16 protein-coding genes are annotated in these 16,397 nt (G+C 74.0%); 6 read left to right on the top strand and 10 right to left on the bottom strand.

The features are described from left to right. Nucleotide 1: 1 nt before the first annotated feature. On the bottom strand, nt 2–1,525 hold the full coding sequence (locus tag AC1DT4_RS07380; RefSeq protein ID WP_477089128.1) for a mannitol dehydrogenase family protein: 1,524 nt from the start codon (nt 1,523–1,525) through the stop codon (nt 2–4). Beyond that, entirely contained in the window at nt 1,522–2,652 is a 1,131-nt protein-coding gene (locus AC1DT4_RS07385; RefSeq protein WP_477089129.1) for a LacI family DNA-binding transcriptional regulator, read from the bottom strand. Before AC1DT4_RS07385 ends, AC1DT4_RS07380 begins: the two co-directional genes overlap by 4 nt. Before the next feature lie 206 nt (nt 2,653–2,858). Here AC1DT4_RS07385 and uxaC point away from each other — a divergent pair, with 206 nt between their 5' ends. From uxaC to AC1DT4_RS07400, 3 genes are read left to right on the top strand one after another with little or no spacing between them, the layout of a single operon-like run. Continuing rightward, nucleotides 2,859–4,361, top strand: coding sequence for a glucuronate isomerase (uxaC, locus tag AC1DT4_RS07390; RefSeq protein WP_477089130.1), 1,503 nt, complete (start codon nt 2,859–2,861; stop codon nt 4,359–4,361). Then, nucleotides 4,358–4,987, top strand: coding sequence for a bifunctional 4-hydroxy-2-oxoglutarate aldolase/2-dehydro-3-deoxy-phosphogluconate aldolase (eda, locus tag AC1DT4_RS07395; RefSeq protein WP_477089131.1), 630 nt, complete (start codon nt 4,358–4,360; stop codon nt 4,985–4,987). Before uxaC ends, eda begins: the two co-directional genes overlap by 4 nt. A gap of 26 nt (nt 4,988–5,013) precedes the next feature. Beyond that, nucleotides 5,014–6,117, top strand: coding sequence for a PfkB family carbohydrate kinase (locus AC1DT4_RS07400; protein ID WP_477089132.1), 1,104 nt, complete (start codon nt 5,014–5,016; stop codon nt 6,115–6,117). Nucleotides 6,118–6,177: 60 nt separating this feature from the next. On the opposite strand, the gene AC1DT4_RS07405 is transcribed toward AC1DT4_RS07400, so the two are convergent. Both AC1DT4_RS07405 and AC1DT4_RS07410 read right to left on the bottom strand, forming a co-directional pair. Beyond that, entirely contained in the window at nt 6,178–6,363 is a 186-nt protein-coding gene (locus tag AC1DT4_RS07405; protein ID WP_477089133.1) for a hypothetical protein, read from the bottom strand. Nucleotides 6,364–6,430: 67 nt separating this feature from the next. Beyond that, the gene (locus tag AC1DT4_RS07410; RefSeq protein ID WP_477089134.1) at nt 6,431–7,954 is read right to left on the bottom strand and encodes a UxaA family hydrolase; all 1,524 of its coding nucleotides are present in this window, start codon (nt 7,952–7,954) and stop codon (nt 6,431–6,433) included. A 113-nt stretch (nt 7,955–8,067) separates the two neighbouring features. Between AC1DT4_RS07410 and AC1DT4_RS07415 the strand changes: the two genes are divergently transcribed. Beyond that, nucleotides 8,068–9,090, top strand: a complete 1,023-nt coding sequence (locus AC1DT4_RS07415; protein ID WP_477089135.1) for a LacI family DNA-binding transcriptional regulator — start codon at nt 8,068–8,070, stop codon at nt 9,088–9,090. Between the two features lie 75 nt (nt 9,091–9,165). After that, entirely contained in the window at nt 9,166–9,492 is a 327-nt protein-coding gene (locus AC1DT4_RS07420) for a hypothetical protein (RefSeq protein ID WP_477089136.1), read from the top strand. On the opposite strand, the gene AC1DT4_RS07425 is transcribed toward AC1DT4_RS07420, so the two are convergent. From AC1DT4_RS07425 to AC1DT4_RS07440, 4 genes are all read right to left on the bottom strand, one after another. Then, nucleotides 9,489–10,184: a FadR/GntR family transcriptional regulator gene (locus AC1DT4_RS07425; RefSeq protein ID WP_477089137.1), complete on the bottom strand. Its 696-nt coding sequence runs from the start codon at nt 10,182–10,184 to the stop codon at nt 9,489–9,491. The two genes, AC1DT4_RS07420 and AC1DT4_RS07425, sit on opposite strands and share 4 nt — an antisense overlap. A gap of 10 nt (nt 10,185–10,194) precedes the next feature. Beyond that, nucleotides 10,195–11,079 carry an amidohydrolase family protein gene (locus AC1DT4_RS07430; protein WP_477089138.1) on the bottom strand — a complete coding sequence of 295 codons (885 nt, stop codon included), beginning with the start codon at nt 11,077–11,079 and terminating at the stop codon, nt 10,195–10,197. Between the two features lie 95 nt (nt 11,080–11,174). After that, nucleotides 11,175–12,944 (bottom strand): gamma-glutamyltransferase family protein, encoded by a 1,770-nt coding sequence (locus AC1DT4_RS07435; protein ID WP_477089139.1) that lies wholly within the window; start codon nt 12,942–12,944, stop codon nt 11,175–11,177. A gap of 29 nt (nt 12,945–12,973) precedes the next feature. Next, the gene (locus AC1DT4_RS07440; RefSeq protein WP_477089140.1) at nt 12,974–13,435 is read right to left on the bottom strand and encodes a tRNA (cytidine(34)-2'-O)-methyltransferase; all 462 of its coding nucleotides are present in this window, start codon (nt 13,433–13,435) and stop codon (nt 12,974–12,976) included. A 28-nt stretch (nt 13,436–13,463) separates the two neighbouring features. Between AC1DT4_RS07440 and mgrA the strand changes: the two genes are divergently transcribed. Then, nucleotides 13,464–14,489: an L-glyceraldehyde 3-phosphate reductase gene (gene mgrA, locus AC1DT4_RS07445; protein WP_477089141.1), complete on the top strand. Its 1,026-nt coding sequence runs from the start codon at nt 13,464–13,466 to the stop codon at nt 14,487–14,489. 10 nt (nt 14,490–14,499) lie between these two features. On the opposite strand, the gene AC1DT4_RS07450 is transcribed toward mgrA, so the two are convergent. Beyond that, a complete protein-coding gene (locus AC1DT4_RS07450; RefSeq protein ID WP_477089142.1) occupies nt 14,500–15,582 on the bottom strand; it encodes a LacI family DNA-binding transcriptional regulator in 1,083 nt (360 codons plus the stop codon). A 274-nt stretch (nt 15,583–15,856) separates the two neighbouring features. Further along, nucleotides 15,857–16,397, bottom strand: a 541-nt coding sequence (locus AC1DT4_RS07455; RefSeq protein ID WP_477089143.1) for a hypothetical protein, incomplete at its 5' end; no start/stop codon positions are given.

Consider the following 16,397-nt stretch of genomic DNA (forward strand, 5'->3'; position numbering starts at 1 on the left):
GCTAGACCTGGCGGGTCACCAGGGTCGCGACGGCCGCACGCACGGCGACCCGGAACTCCTGGGAGTCGGCGAGGTCGTCGCCGAACACCGGGCGCACGTCGAGCATCCGGTCGGCCAGAGCGTCGAGCGGCCCGGCAGCCGCAGCCGCGAGGGTCGAGGCCAGCGGGTCGTCCAGTGAGATCCGGTGGCCGTCGACCTCGAGCTCGCCCTGGGTCGTCGCGCGCACGTAGGCGATCCAGGCGGCGACCGTGGTGGCCGATGCGGTCGGGACGGCGCCCGCGGCGAGCCGGTCGCGCACCGTGCCGAGCAGACGCTGCGGAAGCTTCTGCGACCCGTCCATGGCGACCTGCACGGTGGTGTGGCCGGTGTTCGGGTTGGCGAACCGCGCGAGCACGTCGTCCCGGTACCGCTCGAGGTCGAGCCCGTCGGGCGCGACCAGTGTGGGCAGCACGTCCTCGTCGACGAGAGCCCGCACCGTCGCGGCCAGGTCCGGGTCGCTCATCGCCTCGGCGATCGTCGCGTGACCCCGCAGCGCTCCCAGGTACGCCAGCGTCGAGTGGCTGGCGTTGAGCACGCGCAGCTTGGCCCGTTCGTACGGGGCGACGTCGGCCGTGAGCGTCGCCCCGGCCTGCTCCCAGGCCGGTCGCGGTCCCGCGAACGCGTCCTCGACGACCCACTGCGAGAACGGTTCGCCGACCACCAGGCCGGCGTCCCCGAGCCCGAGCAACGCGTGCGCCTCGTCCCGGTGGGCGTCGGTCGTCGCGGGCACGATCCGGTCGACCATCGTCGCAGGGAACCGGACCGAGGCCTCGATCCACCCGCGCAGCCGGTCCCCGCCGGGCACCGAGTCCACGCCGGCGCCGACCAACGCGGCGAGCACGGGACCGTTCTCCGCGAGGTTGTCGCAACAGACCACGGTCAGCGGTCCGGCGTCGCGTCGGCGGCGCTGGGCGAGCCCGCGCAGCAGCAGCCCGAGGGGCGAGCGGGCGGGCCGGTCGGCGACGGCGCCGGCGCGCAGCTCGGCGGCGAGCGTCTCCAGGTCGGCGGMCAGGTCCGGGTCGCCGAGGTCCGGACCGCCGTCGGCCGCGCGCCGGTAGCCCTTCTCCGTCACCGTGAGGGTCACGACGTGCGTCGTCGGCGCCGCGATCGTCTCCAGCACCCGGGCGGTGTCGGTCCCCGGGAACGCGACGTCGCGCAGGGACCCGACCAGTCGCAGCGACGTCTCCTCGCTGCCCTTGGTCAGCACGCCGTACAGGCCGTCCTGCGGCGCGAGCTGCTCGACCACGCGGGCGCTGCGTTGCGTCACGCCGAGGATGCCCCAGCCGAGCTCGCCGCTCCCTGCGGCCGCGTCCTCGGTGAACACCGCCTGGTGCGCGCGATGGAACGCGCCCAGGCCGAGGTGGACGATCCCGATGCTCACGGCCCCCGGGTCGACCGCGGGCAGCCGCACCCGCGGCGGGATGTGGTGCGCGTCGAGCGCTCCCAGCGTGGCTCGCGACAGCCGAGGTGAGCCGATGCCCGTCATCGCGCGGCCGCCGCCGATCCCGTGGAGGCGACGCCGGTCGACGCGCGGACCACGAGCTCGACCCCGATGCGCACGGTCGGTGCCGCGCCGGTCTCGGAGGTACCGGTCGTCGTGCCCGGGCCGGACGCGCCCACGGGGCTGCCGTGGGTTCCGGCGGTCGCGGCGGTCAGGGCGCCGGCCAGCGCGGACTCGACCGCGGTGGGCACCGACCCCGCCTCGACCAGCAGGTCGACGGCCGCCCGACCCAGCCGGGCCAGGGGCACGGTCACGGTGGTGAGCGCGGGCGAGACGAGCGTCGCCGCCGGGATGTCGTCGTACCCCACCACGGAGACGTCCTCCGGCACGCGGATGCCGCGGGCGCGCAGCCGGCTCAGGATGCCGAGGGCGAGCAGGTCGTTGTGGGCGAGCACGGCGGTGACCCCGCTCGCGGCCACCAGGTCGCCGGCCGCCACCCCACCACCGAACACCGGCGGGTAGTGGCCGAGGTCCACGACCTCGATGCTGCGCAGACCGTGCGAGGCGTGCTCGAGACCGCGCCGGCGCTGGCCGTCGGACCACGACCCGACCGGACCGCCGGCGAAGCCGATCCGACGGTGGCCCAGCGCGTGCAGGTGCGTGACGGCCTGGCGGACGCCGTCGGCGTTGTCGATCACGACGGAGGGCAGGCCCGCGTGCAGCCGGTTGACGAGCAGCAGCGGGACCGCCCGGTCGAGGACGTCGCGGCTGAGCCGGTCGAGCTGGACGTCGGACATCCGCGGCGAGCAGAGGACGACCCCGTCCACCTGTGCGCCGAGGTGCGCGACCAGCTCGGACTCGAGCCGCGGGTCCTCCTCGGCGTCGGCGACGAGGAGCGCGAAGCCGAGGGCCCGCGCGCGGGCCTGGACGCCCTTGGCGACCGCGGCGAAGAACGGGTTCTCGAGGTCGGGCACCACGAGGCAGAGGTTGCCGGTGCGTCCCGTGATGAGCTCGCGCGCGGCACGGTTGGGCCGGTAGCCGAGCTCGCGGGCGACCTGCTGGACGTGCTCACGACGGGCGGGCGCGACGAGGTCGGGCGCGCTGAGCGCACGGGACGCCGTCGCCGGGGACACGCCGGCGGCTCGCGCGACGTCGCGCAACGTGACCACCACGTTCGTCCCCTCCCGCTCGGGCCGCGATCGATGAATGCGATTTCAGCACGACACCTCGTCGGACGGCAAGCATCGTCCCGAGATGCGGGACATGTTCCGCCCAGCTCTTGTGATCAGCGCACTCTCCTGGTTGGCTGCGATGAATGCGTTTGCACCAGGACTCATCGCGGCCTCGTCGTGGCGGCGTCGGGGCTCGAGGAGGATCGATGGTGAGCGAGACCGGGTGGTCGTTGCACCCCGACCGGGCGTTGCCCAGCGACCCGTCCGTGCGCCCGCTCGCACGCACGATCCTGGGCGCGACCGCGGCGCTGCCCATCGTGTCCATGCACGGTCACGTCGACGCCGGGGTCCTGGCGCGCGACGAGCCGTTCTCCGATCCGGCGTCGCTCCTGGTGACGCCCGACCACTACCTGGTGCGCATGCTCGTGTCCCAGGGCGTCCCGCACGACGCGCTCGGCGTGCCTCGCCGGGACCGCCCGGGAGCGGTCGCGGACCCGCGGGAGGTCTGGCGCACGTTCGCCACCCACTGGCCGCTGTTCCGGGGCACGCCGACGCGCTACTGGCTCGAGCACGTGCTGGTCGAGGTGTTCGGCGTCGACGAGCGGCCGTCGGCCGACTCCGCCGACCGGTTGTTCGACCTGCTGTCCGAGCGGCTGACCAAGCCCGGGTTCCGGCCGCTCGCGCTGTTCGAGAGCTTCGGGCTGGAGATCCTGGCGACGACGGACGCGGCGACCGCGACCCTCGCCGACCACGCCGACCTCGCGCGGAGGGGGTGGGGCGAGCGCGTCGTGCCGACGTTCCGCCCCGACGCGGTGCTGCACGTGGACCGTCCGGGCTGGCGCGACGACGTCGCGCTGCTCGAGGAGCGGTCGGGGGTGGGGATCGGCGGGTACCGCGATCTGGTGCACGCGCTCGAGGAGCGGCGCCGCGCGTTCGTCGCGGCCGGCGCGCGCGCGACGGATCACGGCCACCTCTCCGCCGACACCACGCCGCTGAGCACGGCGGAGGCGGAGCGGATCGTGTCGTCGGCTCTGCGCGGAGACGTGAGTGCCGCGGACGCCGAGGCGTTCTCCGGGCACATGCTGTTCGAGATGGCGCGGATGTCGTCCGAGGACGGGCTCGTGATGCAGCTGCACCCAGGCGTGCTGCGCGACCACGACCGGGCCGTCGCCGCGCTGCGCGGGCCCGACGTCGGCTACGACATCCCGGTGCCGACCGAGTACGTGCGCGGACTGCGCCCGGTGCTCGAGGCGTTCGGTCACCACCCGGGCCTCCGACTGGTCCTGTTCACCGTGGACGAGGACACGTTCAGCCGCGAGCTCGCTCCGATCGCCGGCGTCTACCCGGCCGTCCGGCTGGGCGCGCCCTGGTGGTTCCTCGACACGCCCGACGGCATGCGGCGCTTCCGCGAGGCCGTCACGGACACGGCCGGGTTCGCCAACACGACAGGGTTCGTCGACGACACCCGCGCCTTCTGCTCGATCCCCGCCCGGCACGACCTCGCTCGCCGGATCGACGCGGGCTTCCTGGGTCGCCTGGTGGCGGAGCACCGGGTCGATCTCGACGAGGCGATCGAGACGGCGGTCGACCTCGCGTACCGGATCCCGCGGCAGGCGTATGCTCCTCCGCACGCGGCAAACGCTTTCCCAGCCAGCGCGGGACCCGACGCGGTCCCCGGCGACGAGCACGGTGCGAAGGAGCACGAGTGAGCGAGATCCTGCAACGCCTGGCGGCGCACCGCCTGGTTCCCGTGGTCGTGATCGACGACGCCGCCCGCGCGGACGCACTGGCGCAGGCGCTGGTCGACGGCGGCCTGCCGGTCGCCGAGGTCACGTTCCGCACGGCCGCTGCGGCGGACGCGATCCGCGCGATCGCCGCACGGGGTGACGTGCTCGTCGGCGCCGGCACCGTGCTCACGCCGCAGCAGGTCGACGAGGCCGTGGCCGCGGGTGCGGCGTACGTCGTCTCGCCCGGGACCAGCCGCGCCGTGGTCGAGCGGTGCCAGGAGCACGGCATCCTCGCGCTGCCCGGCGCCGTGACGGCCACGGAGGTGCAGGCCGCCCTCGAGCTCGGCCTGACCACGGTGAAGTTCTTCCCGGCCGGCACCTCGGGCGGGGCCAAGGCCGTCGCCGCGCTGGCGGCCCCCTTCGGCGACGTCGGGTTCGTCCCGACCGGCGGCATCGGGCCGGCGAACCTCGCCGAGTACCTCGCACTCCCGTCCGTGCGCGCCGTCGGCGGGTCGTGGATGGTGCCGCGCGACCTCATCCGGGCCGGCGACCTGGACGCCGTCCGCGACCTCACGGCCGAGGCCGTCAGCCTCGTCGCGCACCCCTGACCGCCCGAACGCCGAGGAGTCATCCGATGTCCGACCTGTTCATCCGCCCCGCGGCCGAGACTCGCTTCGACGCCGTCTCGCTCGGGGAGGTCATGCTGCGCCTCGACCCCGGCGAGGGTCGCATCCGCACCGCGCGCTCGTTCCGGGTGTGGGAGGGCGGCGGTGAGTACAACGTGGCCCGCGGCCTGCGGCGGGCGTTCGGGCTCCGGACCGCGATCGTCACCGCGCTGGCGGACAACGAGGTCGGCCGGCTGGTCGAGGACTGCATCCTCACGGGCGGCGTCGACACGTCGTTCCTGCGCTGGGTGCCGTACGACGGGGTCGGCCGGGCGGTCCGCAACGGGCTCAACTTCACCGAGCGCGGGTTCGGCGTCCGCGGGGCGGTCGGGGTCAGCGACCGCGGGCACACCGCTGCCGCGCAGCTGGCGCCCGGCGACGTCGACTGGGAGCACCTGTTCGGCGAGCTGGGGGTGCGGTGGTTCCACACGGGCGGCATCTTCGCGGCGCTCTCGGACACCGCCGCCGAGACGGTGATCGAGGCGGTGACGGTCGCCCGCAAGCACGGCACGATCGTCAGCTACGACCTGAACTACCGCCCGAGCCTGTGGAAGGCGGTCGGAGGGCAGGCCCGCGCGCAGGAGGTCAACCGCGCGATCGCCCCGTCGATCGACGTCATGATCGGCAACGAGGAGGACTTCACGGCGTCGCTCGGCTTCGAGGTCGAGGGTGTGGACGAGAACCTCAGCGCGCTGGAGCTCGACTCGTTCGCGGCGATGATCGACAAGGTGGCCGAGGCGTACCCGAACTTCCAGGTCATCGCGACGACGCTGCGCACGGTGCACTCCGCGACCGTCAACGACTGGGGCGCGATCGCGTGGTCGCAGGGGACCGGGCTGGTGAGCGCGACGCACCGGGAGCGGCTCGAGATCCTCGACCGGGTGGGCGGCGGCGACTCGTTCGCGTCCGGCCTGGCGTACGGGCTGCTGGCCGGCGAGGACCTGCAGACGGCCGTCGAGTACGGCGCCGCGCACGGGGCGCTGGCCATGACCACGCCCGGTGACACGACCATGGTCAGCAAGGCCGAGGTGCTCAAGCTGGCCGGGGGCGGCGGCGCGCGCGTCGACCGCTGACCCCGGGAGCACAGCGCCGCGGCGGTCGAGGCGAGCACCCCCGCGGGCCCGGCGCGCGGACTACTCCGTGAGCCTCCACGCGCCGACCGGCGCGTAGGTGGAGTCGGAGATCGTCTCGCCGGCGCCCGGCTCCATCGGGTAGTGCTTCACGTTGCCTGCCCAGTAGCGCAGGATCCGGCCGAGCTCTCCGTGGACGTCGTCGGGGACCACTCCGGCGGACAGGTCGACCTCGAGCGTGAACTTCATCGGGACCTCCTGAGGGGGAACCTCAGACCGAAGCGTCGGCCGTCGCGCCTCCGTCAAGGACGTCGGGTCAGGTGACGGCGCCGAGCTGCCAGGGGACGAACTCGTCGGAGCCCAGGTCGAGCTCTTCGGACACCGTCTGCCGCCCGGACGCGACCTCGATGATGAGCTCGAACAGCTCCTCGCCGACCGACGTGACGGTCGCCGTCCCGTCCACGATCCGCCCGGCGTTGAGGTCCATGTCCTCGGTCATCCGCAGGTAGGTGGCGGTGTTCGTCGCGACCTTGATGGACGGCGTGGGCTTGCAACCGAGCACGGACCCGCGGCCGGTGGTGAACACGACGACCGTGGCGCCGCCGGCGACGAGGCCGGTCACGGAGACGGGGTCGTAGCCAGGGGTGTCCATGAAGGTGAACCCGCGCGCGGTCACGGGCTCGGCGTACTCGTAGACCTCGACCAGCTCGGCGGTACCGCCCTTGGCGACGGCGCCGAGCGACTTCTCCAGGATCGTGGTCAGCCCGCCGGCCTTGTTGCCGGGCGACGGGTTGTTGTCCATGGTGCCGCCGCCGGCGGCGGTGTACGACTTCCACCAGTCGAGGCGGTCGAGCAGCTTCTGGCCGACGTCGCGGGAGACCGCGCGGCGCAGCAGCAGGTGCTCGGCGCCGAACACCTCGGGCGTCTCGGCCAGCACGGAGGTGCCGCCGGCGGCGACGAGCAGGTCGGAGGCGTGGCCGAGGGCGGGGTTGGCGGTGATCCCTGAGTAGCCGTCGGACCCGCCGCAGTTCAGGCCGAGGACCAGCTCGGAGACGGGTGCCGGGGTGCGGCGCAGGGCGTCGATGCCGGGCAGCATCGTCTCGATCGCGGCGACACCTGCCCGCACGGTGGCGCGGATACCCCCGGTCTCCTGGATGACCAGCGTGGTGACGGGCTTGTCGGCGGGCAGGTCGAGCCCGTCGAGCAGGGACTGGGCGGGGAGCATCTCGCAGCCCAGCCCGAGCACGAGCAGGCCCGCGATGTTCGGGTGATCGGCGTACCCGCGCAGGGTGCGCCGCGTGATCTGGGCGCCCTCGCTCGTCGGGACCAGACCGCAGCCGGTGTCGTGGGTGAGCGCCACGACGCCGTCGACGTGCGGGTAGCCGTCGAGCACCCGGCCGCGGAACTGGTCGGCGATCAGGCGGGCGGTCGAGGCCGAGCAGTTCACCGAGGTGAGGATGCCGACGTAGTTGCGGGTGCCCCACCGGCCGTCGCTGCGCGCGTAGCCGTCGAAGGTCCGCGGCTCCCCGGGAGGGGCGGGCAGGGTGACGCGCGCGGTCCCGAACTCGTAGGCACGCTCGTCGTCGTCCATGCCGAGGTTGTGGCTGTGCACGTGGTCGCCGACCGCGATGTCACGGGTGGCGCGCCCGATCGACTGCCCGTACTTGTGCACCGCGTCGCCCGCCCGCACGGCGCGCACCGCGAGCTTGTGACCGCGCGGCACGCTCTGCGCGACCACCAGCGAGTCGAGCTCGGTCCCGGACTGCAGGTCCCGGGTCGCGACCCCCACGTCGTCGTCGGGCCGCAGCACGAGCACGCAATCGGCGAGGGCGAGCGTCATCGGTGTCCCTTCCACGGGAGTTCTCCCGCCAGGATATCGCTTTCCCGTCGCTGGCACCGGCGTGCCCACGCAGAACGGTCCGCCGAGCAGGGGCAAGCGCCTACCCTCCAGACATGGCCGCATCCGTGACCCTCAGTGACGTCGCCCGCGAGGCGGGCGTCTCGCTCGCCACCGCCTCCCGGGCGATCAACGGCAGCGCCAACCGCACCGTCCGCGCGGACCTGCGCGATCGCGTCCTCGCCGCGGCGACCCGGCTCCGGTACACGCCGGACGCCAACGCGCAGGCGATGGCCCGCGGGCGGACGACGTCGCTCGGCCTCGTCGTGCACGACATCGCCGACCCGTACTTCTCGTCGATCGCCGCCGGGGTCGCCCGCGCTGCCGAGCGGGCGGGGCTGCAGGTGACCCTCGCGAGCACCCAGCACGACCCGAGCCGCGAGAGCGGGCTGGTCGACCTGCTCAAGCGGCAGCGGGCGCGGGCGATCGTCATCGCGGGCGGGCGCCTGGACGACGAGGCGACCAACGACGAGCTCCGCGCGGCGCTCGCGGACTACCGCGCGGTCGGCGGCTCCGTGGCGCTGATCGGGCAGGCGATCCTCGGCGTCGACACCGTGGTGATCGACAACGCGCAGGGCGCGGGCGACCTGGCCAAGGCGCTGCACGGCCGTGGCTACCGGCGCTTCGCGGTCCTGGCCGGCCCCGCCGACCACCTGACCGCTCGCGAGCGCAGCGAGGCCTTCCGCGGTGCGCTGGCCGAGCTGGGCGACCCGGTGCCGGACAGCGCGGTCATCACCAGCGCCTTTACGCACGAGGGCGGCGAGGACGCCATGCGCGCGCTGCTGCGCGGCGGCGACCTGCCCGAGCTGGTGTTCGCTGTCAACGACGTCATGGCCCTCGGCGCCCTGGCCGTCGCGCGCGAGGCGGGCGTGCGGGTCCCCGACGACATCGCGCTCGCGGGCTTCGACGACATCTCGACTCTCCGCGACGTGGTGCCGGCGCTGACCACCGTGCGGATCCCGCTGGTGGACGTCGGCATCGCCGCGACCGAGCTCGCGCTCGCGGACGCCTCCGACGAGGCCCGCCTCACGCAGGTGCCGACGCAGGTCGTCCTGCGCGACTCGACGCCCGCACGGTAGAGCTCACGCGGTGCGCCCGGCGCCTCGGCGGGTGCGCGGTCGCCGCGAAGGACCCTCGAGACCCAGGAGATTGAGATGACCCAGCCGATCGTCGAGATCCACGTCCCCCTGACGCCAGACCCGGACGTCCCTGCGGGGGAGTACCCGTTCCCGTGGATCGACGACATCGAGGAGACCCTCGAGATCGGCGCGGACGGCGGCCGGTACGAGGTCTACGACGACGGCGAGGAGCTGGGCGACGAGTACGTCTTCTTCATCACCGGCGAGGAGGAGGCCGAGCTGCTGGCCGCCGCGACGCAGGTGGTCAACCTGGCCGGTGTGCCGGACGGAGCGTTCGCGGTGGTGACCGACGAGGACCAGCAGGACCTGGGCACCGGCCGCCGCGTGGAGCTGTCGAGCTAGGCGTCCCAGGGCGCCCGGACGCCCGTCGCGGAGTCCTCCAGGCCGAGCAGGTGCGTGGCCATCCGGAGGCGTGCGCGGTCCGGGTCACGTGCCGCGATCGCGGCCAGGATGGCCTCGTGCTCGACGAAGGCGCGGTCCTCGGCGCCCTCGTCGCTGAGCCCTCGCCAGAGCCGGGTCCGGGACGTGCGCCCGGCGAGGCCCTCGACCAGCGCGGCGAGCACCGGGTTGCCGGACGCGCGGGCGATCTCCTCGTGGAACGCGAGGTCGGCGTCGACCAGCCGGTCGTGGTCGAGCGGGTGCTGGACCAGCGCGCGGGCGGTCTCGTCGAGCACGGCGCGCAGCCGGGCCAGCCCGTCGTCGTCGATGTGCAGCGACGCCAGCCCGGCGGCCTCGGTCTCCAGCAGGCGCCGGACCGCGTGGAACGCCGCGGCGTCGTCCTGCAGCTCCGCGACGAACCCCACCGGCGCGAGCAGCAGCGTCGGGTCGAGCGTGGTCACGTAGGTGCCGTCGCCGTGCCGGGAGTCAAGGATGCCGAGGGTGCCGAGCGCGCGCACGCCCTCACGCAGGGAACCGCGGGAGACGCCGAGCGTCGCGGCGAGCTCCTTCTCGGCCGGGAGGCGTTCGCCGGCCTGCAGCCGGCCGTCGAGGATCATCTGCTTGACCCCGTCGACGACCTCATCGGAACGTGACACGGGTGCGAACCTAGCGGTCGGACGCTCGGTCCGTCTCGAACGGGAGCCCGTACACCCGGGTGGCTGTACCCCCGAGGACCAGGGCGCGGTCGGCGTCGGACAGCCCGTCGACGGTCGTGCGCAACCCGTGCCAGACCTGCGCGTACGAGTCGCCCTCGAGCAGCGCGTACGGCCAGTCGCTGCCCAGCATGAGCCGGTCCGGCCCGAACACCTCGAGCGCGCGATCGACGGACGGCTGCAGGTGCTCGGGCCGCCAGCCCGACCCGGCCCGGGTGGCGAGGCCGGACAGCTTGGCGACGACGTTCGGCAGCTGTGCGACCGCCCCGAGCAGGGCCGACCAGCGCGCCCAGGCCTCCCGGTCGCCCGCGCGCTGCGCCGCGACCGGGGGGCAGCCGACGTGGTCGAGAACGACGGTCAGCTTCGGGTGCCGCTCCGCGAGCGTGGCGACGTGGGCGAGCGCGGTCGGAGTGTGCGCGCGGAGGTCGAACGTGAGGCGGCGCTCCGTGAGGAGGGTGAGCCCGTCGTCGACCGCAGGCCGCACCAGCCAGTCGGGATCGTTCTCGTCGTGCACCCGGTGGCCGATGCCGACGATGGGCTCGCGCCGCCACGCGTCCAGCTGCGCGGCCGCCTCGTCGGGCGCGTCGAGCGGCACCCACGCCACCACACCGGCCACCCGGGGGGACGCGAGGGCCTGGAAGAGCATGAGCTCCGAGTCCGCCCGGTTGTCGGCGGCCTGCACCAGCACGACCCACGCGACGCCCTGGTCGGCCAGCTGGTCCTCGATGTCCGGCACGCGGAACTCGCGGTGCAGCGGCGTGTTCTCCGAGGTCATCCACGGGTAGTGGACGGCGTCGGGATTCCACACCTGAAGGTGGGCATCCACGACGTCGGGCATGCGTCGACGCTAACAGTGGTCCGATCTCTGGGCCGGGCGGGACCGGCGTTCCTCATCGAATCCTCATGCGCTCACGAAGTCATCGGAGGACTTGGTCAGCGGCCGACCGCGTAGCCCTGCATGCCGCGAGGGTTGGCGGCCGCGACGAGCAGGCCGTCGGACCGGACGCCCGCCGCGCTGAGCCGTCCCAGCTCCCACGGGCCGGTGATCTCCAGCGCGTGCCCGCGCTCGGCCAGCCCGTCGAGCACGTCGGCGCCGAGCCTCGACTCCGCCACCAGGCCGCGCGGCGTGTGCGTGCGCGGGTAGAACGACCCGGGCACGTGCGAGGAGTGCCACGCGGGCGCGTCGATCGCGGCCTGAAGGCCGTCGCCGCCGAGCAGGTGGCGGAGCAGGAACGGCACGGTCCACTGGTCCTGCTGGTCGCCGCCCGGGGTGCCGAACGCGAACCCCGACCCGTCGTCGTCCAGCAGCATCGCGGGGCTGAGCGTGGTGCGCGGCCGCTTGCCTGGCGCGAGGCTGTTCGGCAGGCCGGGCTCGAGCCAGAACATCTGCGCGCGCGTCGGCAGGGCGAACCCGAGGCCGGGCACCAGCGGGCTGGACTGCAGCCAGCCGCCGGACGGCGTCGCGGACACGCGATTGCCCCAGCGGTCGACGACGTCGACGTGGCAGGTGTCGCCCGGGCTCAGGCCGAGCGGCGAGACGGTGGGCTCGCCGACGCCCGCACCGGAGCTCTCGCGCGATCCCCACAGGCTCGCCGACACGCGCGGCGCGCGCCCGTCCGGAGCGCCGGGCAGCAGCCCCTCGGACGCGGTCGCCCCGACGAGCGCGGCCCGCGCCGCCGCGTACGCGGGGGACAGCAGGGTCGCGAGCGGGACGTCCGGGTCGTCGCCGTACCAGGCCTCGCGGTCGGCGAACGCGAGCTTGGCCACCTCGACGACGGTGTGCACGAGCGCGAGGGTGTCCCTGCTGCGCACCATCGCGGACACGTCGAGCGCGTCGAGCATGGCGAGCTGCTGCAGGAGCACAGGCCCCTGCCCCCACGCGCCGGTCTTGTGGATGGTGCGGCCGGCGAACCGGAGCGAGGTCGTCGGCTCCTCGGCCGCCCGCCAGGCCGCCAGGTCGGCGGCGCGCAGGAAGCCCGTGTGCCGACGACCCGACGAGTCGCGCACGGCGACCGTCGACTGGTACGCGTCGACGGCGTCGGCGACGAACCCCTCGTAGAACGCGCGCCGCGCGGCCTCGATCTGCGCCTCGCGGGTACCGCCGCTGCCGCCGAGCAACCGCTCGAAGGTGTCGGCCAGCGCGGGGTTGCGGAACCGGGTGCCCGGGGTCGGGACCTGGCCGTGCGGCAGGTACACCTCGGCCGACGTGGGCCAGTGCTCGCTGAACATCTCGGCGACGGTCGCGATGGTGCGCGAGGCTGCCCGGACCAACGGGTAGCCGTCGCGCGCGTAGCCGATGGCGGGCGCGAGGACGTCGGCGAGGGGGAGGGTGCCGTAGCGCGCGAGCAGGTCGAGCCACGCGCCGAACGCCCCGGGCACGACGGCGGCCAGGTGGCCCGTGCCGGGCACCAGGTCGAGCCCGAGGTCGCGGTACGCGTCGATGGTCGCGGCGGCCGGGGCCGAGCCCTGGCCGCAGACGACGAACGTGTGCCCGTCGGATGCCCGGTGGCCGATGATCGGGGCGTCGCCGCCCGGCCCGTTGAGGTGCGGCTCGACGACGGAGAGCGTGAAGCCGGCCGCGGCCGCCGCGTCGAACGCGTTGCCGCCCGCCTCGAGCGTGCGCATCCCGACCGCCGACGCCAGCCAGTGCGTCGAGGCGACCATGCCGAACGTGCCGAGGAGCTCGGGGCGCGTGGTGAACATCCGTCGATCCTGCACCAGCGGCGGGGCGCTCACACGCCGCCGTCGAACCCCAGCTGCCGCCATGCCTCGTACATGCCGACGGCGGCCGCGTTCGACAGGTTCATGGACCGCCGGCCCGGCAGCATCGGGATCCGCACCCGGTCGGTGATCCGGGGGTGCGCGAGGACCTCGTCGGGCAGGCCGGTGGGCTCGGGCCCGAAGAGCAGGACGTCCTCGTCGGCCCACGCGACGTCGGTGTGGCGCAGGGTGGCCTGAGTGGTGAAGGCGAACACCCGGCCGGGGAGCGCGGCCAGCAGGGCCTCGAGCGACGGGTGCACGACGACGTTCGCGAGGTCGTGGTAGTCGAGCCCGGCCCGACGCAGCTTGGCCTCCGACAGGTCGAAGCCGAGCGGCTCGACCAGGTGCAGGGTGGCGCCGGTGCCGGCGGCCAGCCGGATGGCGCTGCCGGTGTTGCCGGGGATGCGGGGCTCGAAGAACGCGACGTGCAGCACGGGCCGATCCTACGGATAGCGTTGTCTCATGCCCTTCCTCGCCGACGACAGCCGTTACGACTCGATGACCTACCGCCGGACCGGGCGCAGCGGGCTGGACCTGCCGGCGCTCTCGCTGGGCCTGTGGCACAACTTCGGGGACACCACGCCGCTGGAGACGCAGCGCGCGGTCCTGCGTCGGGCCTTCGACCTCGGCATCACGCACATCGACCTGGCCAACAACTACGGCCCGCCGTACGGCTCCGCCGAGGAGAACTTCGGCCGGATCCTCGCGTCCGACCTGAGGCCGTACCGCGACGAGCTCGTCATCTCCTCCAAGGCCGGCTACGACATGTGGCCCGGGCCGTACGGTGACGGCGGCTCGCGCAAGTACCTGCTGTCCTCGCTCGACCAGTCGCTGGCCCGCATCGGCGTGGACTACGTGGACATCTTCTACTCGCACCGCCCCGACCCCTCGGTCCCGATCGAGGAGACGATGGGCGCGCTGCACACCGCCGTGACCAGCGGCAAGGCGCTCTACGCGGGCATCTCGAACTACTCGCCGGCCCAGACCCGGACCGCCCAGCAGGTGCTCGCCGACCTGGGCACCCCGCTGCTCATCCACCAGCCCAGCTACTCGATGTTCAACCGGCACGTGGAGAACGTGGCCGACGGCCAGAGCGAGAGCCTGCTCGACGTCGTCGGCGACCTCGGCATCGGCACCATCGTGTTCTCCCCGCTGGCGCAGGGCCTGCTCACCAGCCGCTACCTCTCCGGCGACGTCCCGGCCGACTCTCGCGCCGCCGTCGGGCACTTCCTCAAGCCCACCGCCCTCTCGGAGACGTACCTGTCGCGCGCGCGGGCGCTGAACGAGATCGCCGCCGGCCGCGGTCAGTCGCTCGCGCAGCTCGCGCTGTCGTGGGTGCTGCGCGACGAGCGGATCACCTCGGCGCTCGTCGGTGCCAGCTCGGTCGCCCAGCTCGAGGACAACGTCGCGGCGCTCAAGGCCCCGGCCCTGACCGCCGACGAGATCGCGGCGATCGAGCCGCACGCGGTCGACGGCACCGGTCGCTGACCGCTCAGGCTCAGAGCGCCGCGGGGGGTGCGGTGCTCTCGCGGACCACCAGCTCCGTGGCCAGGTCGATGCGCGGGTTGGCCGGCACCTCGCCACGGGCGAGCGCGAGCACCATGCGGGTCGCGGTGGCGGCCATCTCCTGAAGCGGCTGGTGGATGGTGGTCAACGGCGGACCGATCCACTCGGTGACGGGCAGGTCGTCGTACCCCACGATCGACAGGTCCTCGGGGATCCGCAGGTGGAGCTCGCGCGCGGCGCGCATGACGCCGAGCGCCTGGAAGTCGGAGCCGGCGAAGATCGCGGTGGGCCGGTCGGGCCGGTCGAGCAGGTCCATGCCGTGCGTGTAGCCGCCGCCGACGAAGAAGTCGCCGTACCGGACCAGCGAGGGGTCGACGGCGATGCCGGCCTCGTCGAGAGCGGAGCGGTACCCGTCGATGCGCGCGCGGCTGCACAGCACGTCGACGGGGCCGGAGATGACCGCGATCCTCCGATGACCGAGCCCGAGCAGGTGTCGCGTCGCCGCCAGCCCGCCGGCCCAGTTGGCCGACCCGACGGTCGGGACTCCGGCGGGCTGCTCGCCCGCGGTGTCGACGACGACGAACGGGATCGACCGGGTCTCCAGCTGCCGGCGCTGCGCGGGGTCGAGGTCCGAGAGCACGAGGATCACGCCGCGCGGTCGGCGGGCCAGCACGTCGTCGAGCCATTCCTGCCGCGGCCGGTGCGCGCCGCCGAGCTCGGACAGGACGACGCCCATGCGCTCCGGTCCGGCCACCGACTCGACGCCCTTGATGATCTGCACGGCCCAGCCGGCGTCGAGCTCATGGAAGACGAGGTCGAGCAGGCCGGGGCCGGTCTGGCTGCGCCCGCGCCGACGGCGGTACTGGTGGCGGTCGATGACCGCCTCCACCCGGGCCCGCGTCACCGCGGCGACGTCCGTCCGGCCGTTGAGCACCTTGGAGACGGTGGGGATGGAGACCCCGGCCTCCGCGGCGATGAGGCCGATGGTCGGGGCCGCGCCGGTGACCGCGGGGGTCTCGCCGGGCTCGAGCCCGTCGGGCACGGACGGACCGGTGGGGGCACTGGTGGAGGTCATGGGTGGTCCGTCGTCTCCGGTCCTCGAGCGGCGGTCCGTGCGCCGCAACTATCGGACCGAACGTAGCACCGCAGGGTCGGGCCCTCCAGCGTCGCGACGGGAGATCACCCCCGGTGCGCGTCCTGTTCGAGGAGGGAGCGCCGGCATCAGATCGCTGGACTCGATCGTCAGATACCGAAACTTGCCCGATACTTGCGCGGGCAGATCGTCTGCGGTGTCCGCCGGTGACACAGATCAGGCCCGCAGCACGAGGCTGCGGGCCTGACCTGGTGCGTCAGCGCCGGGCGATGCGGCGCAGGCCGACGCCGGCCGCGACGACCATCGCACCGAGCAGGGCCAGCAGCCCTGCCTGCGACCCGGTGGCCGCCAGCGTGGCGTCGGTCGCCGCAGGCACGACGGCGCTCGTCGGGACCACGGGTGCGGCGGCCACGGGTGCGGCCGGGACGACCGGGGTGGCCGGGTCCGCGGTCACGGGCGCCGGAGGCGTGACGACGACGACGGGCGCGAGCCCGAAGGTGTAGGTCGCTCCGCCGACGACGATCTTCTTGATGACCGCGTCGCCGATGACGCCGGAGCCCAGCGAGTAGCCGACGCCGATGACCTTGGCGTCGGGGTTGGCCGCGACGAACGCCTCGATGGTGCCGAAGGACGCGTAGCCCATGTCGGACGGCACGCCGAACCCGGCCTTGGAGGTCCACCAGTTGCCGTCGCCGTAGGCCCACGGCTCGTAGACGAGGTAGCCGTCCCAGGTGCCGTTGCCGTCGCGGTCGACGGCCAGCTGCACGCTCGGGCGCACGCCGGAGTAGGAGGCGAAG

Source organism: Cellulomonas sp. P4_D11, from assembly GCF_056401915.1.

Coding starts and splice junctions, on each gene's coding strand:
- uxaC (WP_477089130.1), top strand. CDS start 2,859: ATGGTGAGCGAGACCGGGTGGTCGTTGCACCCCGACCGGGCGTTGCCC.
- AC1DT4_RS07415 (WP_477089135.1), top strand. CDS start 8,068: ATGGCCGCATCCGTGACCCTCAGTGACGTCGCCCGCGAGGCGGGCGTC.
- AC1DT4_RS07420 (WP_477089136.1), top strand. CDS start 9,166: ATGACCCAGCCGATCGTCGAGATCCACGTCCCCCTGACGCCAGACCCG.
- AC1DT4_RS07435 (WP_477089139.1), bottom strand. CDS start 12,944: ATGTTCACCACGCGCCCCGAGCTCCTCGGCACGTTCGGCATGGTCGCC.
- AC1DT4_RS07430 (WP_477089138.1), bottom strand. CDS start 11,079: ATGCCCGACGTCGTGGATGCCCACCTTCAGGTGTGGAATCCCGACGCC.
- AC1DT4_RS07410 (WP_477089134.1), bottom strand. CDS start 7,954: ATGACGCTCGCCCTCGCCGATTGCGTGCTCGTGCTGCGGCCCGACGAC.
- AC1DT4_RS07400 (WP_477089132.1), top strand. CDS start 5,014: ATGTCCGACCTGTTCATCCGCCCCGCGGCCGAGACTCGCTTCGACGCC.
- AC1DT4_RS07405 (WP_477089133.1), bottom strand. CDS start 6,363: ATGAAGTTCACGCTCGAGGTCGACCTGTCCGCCGGAGTGGTCCCCGAC.
- mgrA (WP_477089141.1), top strand. CDS start 13,464: ATGCCCTTCCTCGCCGACGACAGCCGTTACGACTCGATGACCTACCGC.
- AC1DT4_RS07450 (WP_477089142.1), bottom strand. CDS start 15,582: ATGACCTCCACCAGTGCCCCCACCGGTCCGTCCGTGCCCGACGGGCTC.